This is a genomic window from Sunxiuqinia dokdonensis (assembly GCF_001270965.1).
GTDB classification, from domain to species: Bacteria; Bacteroidota; Bacteroidia; order Bacteroidales; family Prolixibacteraceae; genus Sunxiuqinia; species Sunxiuqinia dokdonensis.
In genome coordinates, this window is sequence record NZ_LGIA01000143.1 from 1 (window position 1) to 11,748 (window position 11,748).

General features: G+C 43.5%; 7 protein-coding genes. 1 reads left to right on the forward strand and 6 read right to left on the reverse strand.

The window, feature by feature from the left end; all coding sequences use genetic code 11:
* The coding region (locus NC99_RS08190; protein ID WP_157624687.1) for a response regulator transcription factor at nucleotides 1–668 on the forward strand (668 nt) is incomplete at its 5' end.
* A gap of 217 nt (nucleotides 669–885) precedes the next feature.
* On the opposite strand, the gene NC99_RS08195 is transcribed toward NC99_RS08190, so the two are convergent.
* The 6 genes from NC99_RS08195 to NC99_RS08220 form a co-directional block, all read right to left on the reverse strand.
* Nucleotides 886–2,445, reverse strand: a complete 1,560-nt coding sequence (locus tag NC99_RS08195) for a glycoside hydrolase family 32 protein (protein ID WP_053182070.1) — start codon at nucleotides 2,443–2,445, stop codon at nucleotides 886–888.
* Nucleotides 2,446–2,597: 152 nt separating this feature from the next.
* Nucleotides 2,598–4,778, reverse strand: a complete 2,181-nt coding sequence (locus NC99_RS08200; RefSeq protein WP_082326377.1) for a GH32 C-terminal domain-containing protein — start codon at nucleotides 4,776–4,778, stop codon at nucleotides 2,598–2,600.
* A gap of 138 nt (nucleotides 4,779–4,916) precedes the next feature.
* Entirely contained in the window at nucleotides 4,917–6,023 is a 1,107-nt protein-coding gene (locus tag NC99_RS08205; RefSeq protein ID WP_053182076.1) for a DUF4960 domain-containing protein, read from the reverse strand.
* A 6-nt stretch (nucleotides 6,024–6,029) separates the two neighbouring features.
* Nucleotides 6,030–7,784, reverse strand: a complete 1,755-nt coding sequence (locus NC99_RS08210) for a DUF5018 domain-containing protein (protein ID WP_157624689.1) — start codon at nucleotides 7,782–7,784, stop codon at nucleotides 6,030–6,032.
* A 32-nt stretch (nucleotides 7,785–7,816) separates the two neighbouring features.
* Nucleotides 7,817–9,505 (reverse strand): RagB/SusD family nutrient uptake outer membrane protein, encoded by a 1,689-nt coding sequence (locus NC99_RS08215; protein ID WP_053182082.1) that lies wholly within the window; start codon nucleotides 9,503–9,505, stop codon nucleotides 7,817–7,819.
* Between the two features lie 4 nt (nucleotides 9,506–9,509).
* The coding region (locus tag NC99_RS08220; RefSeq protein WP_157624691.1) for a SusC/RagA family TonB-linked outer membrane protein at nucleotides 9,510–11,748 on the reverse strand (2,239 nt) is incomplete at its 5' end.

Genomic DNA, 11,748 nt, shown 5'->3' on the forward strand with positions numbered 1-11,748 from the left:
AAGCCGAAGACGGGGAATCCGGACTGGAAATGGCCATTGAAGAGGAGCCAGACCTGATCATTAGCGATGTGATGATGCCTAAAATGAATGGCCTGGAAATGACCAAGCGGCTGAAACTGGATCTAAAAACCTGCCACATTCCCATCATCCTGCTCACGGCGAAAGCCTCGCTGGAGCATAAGCTGGAAGGCTTGGAAGAAGGGGCTGATTCGTACATCATGAAACCATTCAACAGCCAGCATTTACTCATCCGCGTGCGAAAACTGCTGGAGCTTCGCCTGAAAATACGCGAACATTACAAGGACAAGTTGGATTTCAAATCAGACGATGCGCCCTTGAACCGGATCGACCAAAAGTTCCTCAACAGGCTCACCTCGCTGGTTGAGGATAACGAAAGCCAAAACGACCTTTCGGTCGAAGAATTAAGCGATAAGCTGGGCATTTCGCGGGTACACCTGTATCGAAAAATTAAAAAGCTGACGGACATGTCGGTCAGCGAGTTTATCGTGTCGGTGAAACTGAAACGCTCGCTCGAACTGTTGCGGAACAGTGGAAAAACGGTATCCGAAATTGCATACGAGGTTGGCTTTACAAGCCCTTCGTATTTTGCCAAGTGTTTTAAAAATCAGTTCAAATTATCACCTTCAGAATATCGGCAACAACAGTAAAGGGGAGACGGTTAAAACGCAAAGAAAAATTTGCGAGAAGGAGATGGAGAGTATTTGAGACGATGAGCACCCAGCTATTCCAATTCCTTGGAAATTGGGTATTGAATATTCGTTATTGGATATTGAATCTCTCACGCGAAGACACCAAGTCACAAATGAAAGTTGAGAACCAACTTCGCGACTTGGTGTCTTTGCGTTTTTTTCCTCAGCCTGAAACCTACCAGATCCGTTTCAGTTCATGCGCGGTCAGGCTGGTTAGCTCAACAGCGCCGCCGTTTGCAAACAGCTTTAAACTGTTCATGGGCGTGCTTGAAAAATAAATCTCGGTCAATACCCGGTTTCCGTTGTCGACAAAAACCTCAACCGATGCCACATCAATATAAATATGAAACTTGATTTGATCGCCGGCCTCGTACGGTGCCGTTGAAATGCTGGCAAAATTGGATGAAAAATCACTTTTCCCGGCATTGGTGCGATCAACAAACAGTTGTTTTTCTTCAGCAGAATAGCCAATTTTCAACATTTCATCCTGATCATTGCCGAGGCTAATCCCAAATGATTCCGAGTCGCCAGCCTGAAACTCAAATAGCAATTCGGATTGCGAGAGATCCAGTTCACCTAGATCAATCGTATGTATGTCGCTGACCGTTTGTGACGCGATGTTTTTTTCAGATCCCGCCATACGCAATGCATGCAACTCCGACACCGGCTCGGAAGTCAGGGAGGCCATGCCGTTCTCATCTTTCAAACTCAATTTTCGTGGGATGGTCATCGCACTGCGCCATTTTTCAGTCGGCACCACCTGCGCGTAATTCCAGTTGCTCATCCACCCAATAAAAATCCGGCGCCCATCTTCTTTGGGCACATCCGACCAGGTGACCCCGGCATAATTATCGCGGCCATAGTCCACCCACCGGGTTTCCTTGGTATCAGCCACAAACGTGTGCCCATCAAAATCACCCGTAAAGTACTGGTTGGCCGATCCGCCATTCGGACCTCCCGGGTTGATGTTTAACAGCAATACCCATTTGGTCTGATCAGTTCCTTCAACCTGCAGGGGAAATAAATCGGGACACTCCCACACGCCGCCATGCGAACCGGCATCGTGGCCAAACTCGCTTTCAAACTGCCATTCTTTCAAATTTTCCGAAGAGTAAAGATGCACCCGGTCCTGCACCGAAAGCACCATGATCCACTTCTGGGTTTCTTCGTGCCAAATCACGTTGGGATCTCGAAAATCAGCAGCTCCGGGGTTTTCAACTACCGGATTGCCTTCGTATTTGATCCAGCTTCTGCCTTTGTCCAAACTGTAGGCAATTCCTTGGGTTTCATCTTCAAGTTCGCCAGCTTTTTCGATCTCCATATCGTGGTACGTAAAAATGGCAATCAGCGGCGGATTCTCTTCCGAACCAAATCCACTCGTGTTGTTCCAGTCAACCACCGCGCTGCCCGAAAAGATGTAGCCCAAACTATCGGGATACAAGGCAATGGGCTGATGCTCCCAATGAACCAAATCGGTGCTTATGGCGTGTCCCCAGTGCATCGGCCCCCACACAGTGCTGTCCGGGTAATATTGGTAAAAAAGGTGATATTCCCCTTCATAATAAACCATGCCGTTGGGGTCGTTCATCCACCCAAATTCAGGCGAAAAATGAAATTGGGGTCGGTAAGGCTCAGCAAAATTATCCAGTTGCCCGAGCTCAGATTCTTCCGGTTTTGTATTTGTTGTACATGCGAAAATTACGATCGCCAAAATCAGGATAAGTGTTGTCTTCATAATTTACTGTTTTAAAAGTTTATACACGTTTGCGCTACTGCTATGAAAACTTTGTGTAGCAAATACGAATTGGTTTGCCGAAAAAATCCCATTCACATTTATTTTTTCAACTACCGTTATTATAAAGGGCATTGTTTTATTAAAATCCATAGCTAAAAATCAGTTTGATTATCACTACTTTGTATATCCCATAATTTCAAATCTTTAAGAATAATACTTCCTCCGTCTGCAAAAATCTCAATCTCACTGCTGTTTCCATAGTTCGGAAAAGTACGGGTAGTGAAACCGTCCTTCCCGTCAATAAATCCTTCTATTACTGAGCCGTCAATAAAAAGATGAATCTCAACTTCTTTTTCCGGATTCAGTTCATATTCTCCTTTTTCTATACCCCTATCAATCGATTTGTTATTGCTTGATTTGGTCAAATCCACCAAGAGCTCATTCGTTTCCAAGTCGAAGTAGACCTTAGTTTCTTCTCCATTCGCCTCGTTTTTCCCGATAAAAAAACCAAACTTCGAAGCCTTTTGGGGAACTATTTTGGCTATAATTTCCAACTGATGTTTTCCGGTTGAAACAAGTAGGTTTTGTCCCGGGACGATTTCCTGTTCGGGGAAGGAAGTTTGATCTTTCCTCAGTTTTTGGATCGCCGGATGCGGTTTTTGGTAAATCTTTCCGTTCACCAAATCCCAGGTACGTGGGATGCTGTACAAATGAGTCCAGCCCTGCTTCATTTGCATTTTTGCCGGGATTAGATCAGGGATAATTGCAATTGCTGTGGTTAAACCGTTTTCATCAAGAGCTACTGAAGGCGAAAGCATCCGGTTAATCACTTCCAGTTTCCGGGGCATTTTCTGATCGGGAACGAATCGTTCGTTTAAAAAATCACCAGTCCAATAAACGGCAACTGCAGGTTTTCCGTCATGAGGAGTTGGATTTACCAAGAGGATGTATTTCCCGTTCAACTTCCAAAACACCGGCATTTCCCAGAAAATGCCGGTATCATCAACAGGGCGGTTTCCCGTAAATAAGGGGTGCAAATACTCCCAGTTCTTCATATCAGTTGATTTGTAGAGCAAAACAGTTCCTTTATCCACACCGTCTTCTTCCACACCAAATCCAATGATCATATACCAAACATCCCCTTCCTGCCATAGGTATGGATCACGAAAATCAACACGCGAAAAATGTTCTGGCGGCCCCTGAACTACCGGATTACCTTCATGCTTTTTCCAGCTTATTAATTCTTCATCCTCAGGGTAGGCCAAACACATTCCAAACTCTTTTCCATCGCCACCTGTATACATGATCAGCGGTTTCCCATCATCACCAATTACTGTATGGCCAGACCAGATTCCGAATTGATCGTATCCTTTCTCAGGAGCCAAAGCTGGCCTATGCTCTGTCCATTGCACCAAATCAGAACTACTAAAATGCCCCCAATTAATTCTTCCGAGGTAGACATTTGTACCGTTTTTCTGATTGAAAATGTGGTATCTGCCTTTGTAATAAATCAGTCCGTGGGTTTCATTCGTCCAGTTCGCTGCAGGAAGAAGGTGGTATTTAGGGCGATTAAAATCATCCTCGAAGCGCACCTTCGGAACTGCCAGGTTGGGAGTGTTTTCAGCCAACGATTCAATTTCTTTCTTGTTCAGATCACTTTCAGAGACAGTTTTATTCCAAATCTTTACTTCATCAATAATCCCGTTGATATGGGTAATTGGGAAAATATGGATATTTTTTTCGCGTGTGTCCCGTCCAATCAGAGCGCTTGTAAATGAATCAGGCTTTTTAAATGACTCGCCACCTGCCAATGCAATACTCTCCCCGTTAACGTAAAGAGCTGCTTCGTTATCTGAAATAGACAATACAACATTCAGCCACTTAAACTTCTCTATTTTGATGCTGGAAGGATACCAGGATATTTCCCCTTGGTTACAAATCGAAATCATGGGCTCGCCAAACTGATTGATACACGCAGAAATCCAGTTTGCAGAATCCTTTTCGATGGAGAAAAATCCTGCAGTGTCGGTTGGATAAGTCTCAAGAGCAAACCAGCCCTCAAGAGATACAGGCGCAGAAACTTCCTTGAGAAATTTGGCATTAATGAAGGTAGAATAACCATCGGTGCGAAGACCTCTGCCACTAATACCTGCAACAAATTCTGCATTCGTTTTTAACGACTGAATCGGCGTATATTTATTGGAAACTCTTTCCAGAGTTTCATTCTGCAAATTCTCTTCAAAAGACCAGCTTACTATGTGCTTTTCCTTGCTGGTACAAGCACATAAAAATAGGAACGCAAACCCTGTGAGTATTCTGATTTTTAATTTCATACGTTCGATGTTTTACAGTAATTTCCCTTTTGTGTTGAGAAGGTTTATCGACCCCAAGAAATGGGCAACAAAATGAAAAGAGGCTGGCCAATTCAACTTTTTCAGACAGCCTCTTTTCTACAAACTCAAATTTGAAACTTATTTTGCTGATAAATAATCAATACTGTTTTTATATATTTTTTGCACATTACTTAAATAGGGATTGTCACGGTCGTCGTTCATGCTCCATTCCATACCGCCAATTCCAATTGTTATCATATAGCCTTCGAACCTGCCCGAAGGATTCCAGACGATAATGCCTGCAAAACCCTGACCTTCGACCGCCCAGTCCCAGGCAGCAATTGGTTCAGCATTATATCGTGAACTGAAAGTCGCATAAGGAGCAGAAGTAATCGATCCCAGGTTCCACAACGCATTATGGTCTTCTTTGTATCCCGCATTGATTACATAGGCCATATTGGGGGCATAGAAATCCATACCGGTCGAGATTATGTTAGAAACAGGCGATCCGGAAAAGCCAATGCCCCATGTATCCGGGTTACTTCCACCTTCTCCGGTCCCGATAATCGTTCTTAGTCCGGAGTTGTCTCTACCTAGTTCCTCAACGAGTCCGGTTCCCAATAATCCAGCTACAATTTTGCCACCTTGCACATAAAATTTAGAAAGCACATTTAGTTTTTCCAGCAAGGCGGCTGGTTGGGCCGATGAACCTACATTATCATAAATATATAGGATTACATTCACTCCATCCAACGCTTCATCTGATAGATCGTCATAGGAAATGTACACAAAATCGTTTCCATAGGTCGCCTGCGTCCACTCGGCAGCAGCTTTCACATCATCGTCTGCGATCTCTGCAATGGTTGCTCCATCTCCCAAAAATGCTACTTTGGAAGGCAAGATTGTCGGATAGATTGTATAGGTTCTTTCCGAAACACCGTTACTCACAACAAACTGAACAGGAGTCGTTAAATCAAGGCTGGATCCACTCATTGGCGTTACCGTGACGCCATCTGGTGCCGATGCTTCAAACAACACAGAACCTAAATCAGTACCGCCTGTCAGGCTGATATTTATGGTACCAGCCAGGTGATCTACTTCTGCACTTTTACTGTTGATTGTAACACTTTCAACGATATCCAGGACCTTGGGCCCATCCATGTAGTTTTCCCGTTCATTGCAGGATTGTAGCCCAACAACAAGGGCTACAATAGCAAATACACTTTTTAGGATTAGTTTTTTCATGCTTTCTTAGTTTAACAGGTAATCAATCACATTTGCGTGCAGCACGTAAATATTGTTCTGGAAGTCATTCACGGCTCCGTTGTTATCTGTCATACTCCATTCCAACCAACCACCAGTATTTAAGATCATGGTTCCCTGGTATTCACCTTGTGGTTTAAACTCAGCCAGTCCAATACCACATCCGCGTGCATCCAGCCACTCATACCACCTGATCAAAACACTGTTTGTTGCTGCTTCGAACTCTAACGCCCGATCCTCAGAACATTGAGCTTCCGTGAATAACCCATTGTATTCAGGCCAGCCAAAGTCGATTCCGAAATTGCGGTCTTCTTTGTAATGCGCATTATTCATCGGATAATAGTCTGTTCCGCCTTGGCTTAAGCCAGCTAAAATTGGGTGATTAGCTGATTCTGAAGGACTCGGTGTAGAGTAGGAGGCTCTTAATCCCCAAGCATCGAGGTTCTCGCCACCAACAGGATTCGTATTTCCACCTTCATTCGTGAACACCGTGCCATCCATGTTGATTCTACCAATTTCGTCCAATAGATTAATGGCGAAACCTTCCACCATTAAATTTCCGCCGGCTTTATAGTAGTCAGTTACGATAGCCACCTTGTCAGCTGTAATGCCACCGTCGGGCATTTCCTGCGTACCAACATTGTCCCAGTATAACACAACCAGTTCTGTACTTGCCAAATCCTCACTTGTTAAAGTACCAGCTTTCAAGTACACAAAATCTTCAGCATAATTTGCTTTTAACCACAGCGCTGCTGCTTTTGTGTCTGGTTCAGAGATGCTTTCAATACAATCGGCTCCACTGATAAAGGCGATTTTTTTGGAAGATGTGATGGTTCTGGCGACTACGGAATAGGTTTTTGTTAAGCCCTCCAGGTTTGTTACAGTATAATCAATTGCACCCGAAGAGAAATCCTGCGCTACTCCCGATTCCGGAGAAAGGGTTGACCCTTCTGTTGTTTCAATAATTGGCGTAATGGCGGATAAATCCGCTCCTGCCGGAAAATCCAAATTAATCGCAGAAGCTTCATCATCAATAATTCCGGTTACACTACATATATCTTCCCCTGTTTTGAAACTGGTAATGATAGCTTGCGGCAATTGTGTAATTGTCACCACGTATGATTTGCCGGTAAAACCATCATTCGATAAAACAGTGTATTTAACGGGATTGGTGAAATCTTGTGCTACCCCCGACTGCGGAGTCGATGTCGTACTTTCAGGTATGGTATACTGTGGTGTTAGAGCTTTGATATTCTCCTGGCTACCCACCGTAACCTCGATTGTTCCGTTTGCCTGGTCAATAACACCGTCGTTATCACCGATTGCGAAGGTCATAATCATTGGATCTCCGTAAGCCGCAATGGTAACCGTATACTCCCTGGTTACACCATTGTTTGTGACCTTGAATATGACAGGACCGGAAGAAAAGTCAAGCGTACTTCCTGAGGCTGGGTCTACGGTTGCCCCGTCTGGAAGTGTCATATCAACCATTACAGAACTAATATTAGCTCCGGCAGGTAAAGTTAAATGCACGACACCATTGGTTTGATCGATCGTTGCTGCCTGACCATTCGCTTCGAAGGATCTCATAATAGAATAAGTATAATCCGGTACCAAGTCATTAAATTTCACGTCATTTTCACAGCTAGTGAATAATGTCACGACAATTCCGAAAAAAAGAACAGGAATCCATCTACTGATATTTTTAATTGAATTTTTCATTTTATCATTTCTTTTTATCATTCGTAAATAGGTTAATTATTAATAATCAGTGCTTAATAACCTGATCGTTGTTTATAAACACCACCTGATGCATCAATTTCAATTTGTGGTATCGGCAAATATTCATCCCTCCCGGAGGTGAATGAAGCTCCTGCATAGTAACTCCGTTTGGCGCTTTCTTTAAACATATAGTCGTTTAACCAACTGGCAGCAATGCCCCACCGAACCAAATCGTAGAAGGTGTGTCCTTCATTATGGAGTTCCAGACGGCGTTCCATTTGTAGTGCTTTTCTCGCATACTGTTGTGTTACGTCGGTCGGATACAGGTCGATGGTGTAATTAGCAGCATCTTGAGAAGGGTTGTCGAAATCGTAAACCCGGGGTGAGTTTTTTGCCCTGCTACGAATTTGGTTGATGATATTCATTCCAGTGGGCACATCTCCTAACTCGATTGCGGCTTCGGCTTTCCATAAAAGCACATCACTAAATTTAATTATCGGCCAATCCAAAGCACCTTTAGCCCACGGGAAACCTCCTGAAGCTCTCAAATCCGAATAGGGATCAATCTGATATTTCTTTACCACGTAGTAGCCATAGGTTGCTACGTCCCTATTCCAGTTAACCTGCATCGGCATATTTTGCCAATGCTTCCAGGTTATGCCTGGTCTGCCAATAGAATGATCCAATCTTGGGTCAATCGGTGTTGTTGTATCATCGTATGCCAGATCGGAGTTATTATATGAATCCAATAGAGGCAATCCATCCGAATCAACTTTGAAGGTGTTTACGATATTTTGCGATGGCTTATGAAAATCATCTCCATTTAAGTAGGGATGATTTGTATCGTCAGAGGGGGAATCAGGAGAATTTATCAGATCTCCAAAATTTAAGTTTCCGTATTCCGATCCATCATTGACAGAATACTGGATGGCAAATACATTTTCAACATTGCCATAGCCTGGTGTTGAATAGAGTTTTTCAAGGTCATCAACCAAGTCATATGGCCCGGCGATTACATTGTCTGCATTGGTAATCACCTCGCTCCATTTTCCCTGGAATAGTTTCGCCTTTGCCAGGAAGGCATATGCAACCAGTTTGTTTACCCTTCCCAAGCCTTCTTGAGTTTCAGGCAATACCGCAATGGCTGCATTTAAGTCATCCTCAATTTTCCCCCATAAAAAGGCCGTATCAAAAGAGTTTTCGACACTGGCAACGCTTTCTACCGGTGTATTTTCATCGATATAGGCGAATGATCCAAAATTCTTCATCAATTCGAAATAGAAGTGGGCTCTCAAAACCTTCAATTCGGCAATCCGCAGATCTTTTTGTGAAAAATCGGAAGTATTGTTCAGGACAACGATCGTACTATTTACCCTGAATATCGCAAAGTACAGTGCACGCCATAAATTGTAAGCATTCTCGGAAGAGGGAAAAACCTGGTGTATTTCCAATGCATGCATACCGCCACCTGGATTGTCGCCAACTCCTCCACCGCCTTTATAGGCATCCCCACTTCTAATGTCTGAAAAACACCAGTTAGAAGGTGCATGATCAAAAGGCCAGTTATCTCTAAATTCCCCCGTGTTAAACCGATAGTCTAACCCACTGTAGGCACTCACAACAAGCTGTTCCGGATCCAGATTCCCTTCAGAAACTACATTTTCCGGGGCGACATCCAAAAAGTCTGATTGGCAAGCAGCAAGCAGTAATGCTGCAATTGATATGATTAGTATTTTTTTCATCTCGTTAAAATTGTAGGTTAAGTCCGAAACTATATGTTTTAGTATGTGGATACACGCCCATACCTGCAATACCAATACCGGTTCTGCTAAGCCCAGGCACCTCGTAGTCAAAACCACTGAAAGAAGTTATGGTCATCAGGTTTTCTGCCTGGATATAGACTTTACCGGCGTCCAATCCCATTTTCTTTAAAAAGCTGTCGGCTTTGGAAGAAAAGTTGTACCCAATATTTACACTCTTCAGCCTGAAGAATGAACCGTCTTCAATGAAATAAGTAGAAGCACGTTTTTGATCATTGACATCTGAAGTACTTAATGCCGGTATAAGAGAATTCGCGTTATCGACAGCCCAGGCATCCAAGGTGTTTTTTCCGTGGTTAAATCCAAAATAGGGGAAATCGAGCATTTCGCGTTGGGCATTGTACATATCATTGCCCTGTCTTCCATCGAAGAACACATTGAAATCCCAATTTTTATATCCGGCGTATAAACTTATGCCATACATAAAATCGGGATGCGGATTTCCGATAATGGTTCTGTCGTCTTGATTAATCACGCCATCTCCGTCAAGATCCCTATATCGAATGTTGCCTAATGCTTTTCCTGACTGCGCTGCATGCACTGCCACTTCTTCCGGCGTTCTGAAAATACCATCGGCAACATATCCAAAATAAGATCCGATTGGGTGCCCAACACCCGTGTAAGACACCCCGTTCAGGATGAAGTTTTCTGAGTTGTTAAGCTTTGTTACTTCATTCTCATAAGCTGAAAAAGTAAGGTCTGCCCCATAGGTAAATTGATTTCGAGGAGAAAATTTATACCCTAATACCACATCGATACCTTTATTGGTCATATCACCCGCATTGAAAAACAGGGTTTTACCAGCCTCGCCTAATACCGATGGTTGGATGATCTGTAATAGCAAATCTGATGTTTTCTTTTCGTATAAGTCGATCACTAAGTTTATTTTGCTATCGAACAAACTAGCATCCAGCCCCAGATTGGTTTGATACGACTGCTCCCACTTCAGATCCGGGTTACCTACCTGGTTTGGCGACACACCCAAATCGATTTCTCCACTACCGCCACCGGTCATATCATAATTACTGTTTTCGACGGCTTGCTGATAAATTGAATATTGTGCGTATTCAAGGATATCCGCGTTTCCGTTGGCTCCCCATGAAGCTCTGAGCTTTAAGTTATTTACTTTGTCATTATTCTTCAGAAAATTTTCATTACTCAGGGTCCAGCCAATTGAAGCCGTTGGGAATACCGCATACCTGTTGTTGCGTCCAAAACGTGATGACCCGTCGCGACGAATACTGGCCGACAGGTAATATTTGTCTTGATAGTCGTATGCTGCTTTTGCAAACATCGACTCTCTCCGGCTATCAGGGCCTATGCCGTAGGCATCCAGATTACTGTTATCCGCAAGGATATCGTAGGCTTCGACGTTTTCAAAGTTAACTGCCGTACCATAAGGCGCTTGAATTCGGTAAAAGCTGTTGTCCTGATTTTTCCAGTATACTTCGTGGCCGACAAACGTGTTTAATGAATGTGCCCCAAATTCGCGGTTGTAGGTTAGCAGGTTCGTGAAGATGTAGGTGTCCGTGTTGTTCCTGTTTCCGGCATAACGTGCAACTTCTTCTCCATCTGAAAGATAAACCAGATTTCCCAGAATACTGCCATTTTGATTAAAAGCTTCAGTTTGCTCATCAAACCTAAAGCGATTATTGTCAAAATTGAACTTGGTGCTGAATTTGAGGTCTCCGATGATCTTCAGATCTGCATAAACATTCCCAAATGTTCGCCATGTTTTTTGCGTGTTGTTCCGGTTTATATATAGAATCGCCAAGGGATTCCATTTATCCTGAAGCCCTGCTCCAACGGGGCCGCCCCAGGTTCCATCTTCAGCATATAACGGAATCAGTGGGTTTTGCAGTAAGGCATCTTCCATTGAATTGCCTTTTACTTCCTGAAAATTTGCCACGGTAAGATTCTCACCGATCGTCAGCTTATCGCCAAACAAATTAACGCTGCTGTTTAATCTGAAGTTTTTGCGTTCATAATAGGTATACTCAACTAATCCGTCATCATTGGTATAACCTAAGCCCATGAATACTTTCCATTTTCTATTACCGTATGAATAGCCTAAATCGGTCGTCGTGGAGATGGAGTTCTTCAGAATAACATCGATCCAATTGGTATTGGATAATCTCAGGTTATTGTCCGCGTCCAGAAATTCG

Excerpts from the sequence above, each read along its gene's own strand:
- NC99_RS08215 (WP_053182082.1), bottom strand. The coding sequence starts at position 9,505 with ATGAAAAAAATACTAATCATATCAATTGCAGCATTACTGCTTGCTGCT.
- NC99_RS08195 (WP_053182070.1), bottom strand. The coding sequence starts at position 2,445 with ATGAAGACAACACTTATCCTGATTTTGGCGATCGTAATTTTCGCATGT.
- NC99_RS08210 (WP_157624689.1), bottom strand. The coding sequence starts at position 7,784 with ATGATAAAAAGAAATGATAAAATGAAAAATTCAATTAAAAATATCAGT.
- NC99_RS08205 (WP_053182076.1), bottom strand. The coding sequence starts at position 6,023 with ATGAAAAAACTAATCCTAAAAAGTGTATTTGCTATTGTAGCCCTTGTT.
- NC99_RS08200 (WP_082326377.1), bottom strand. The coding sequence starts at position 4,778 with ATGAAATTAAAAATCAGAATACTCACAGGGTTTGCGTTCCTATTTTTA.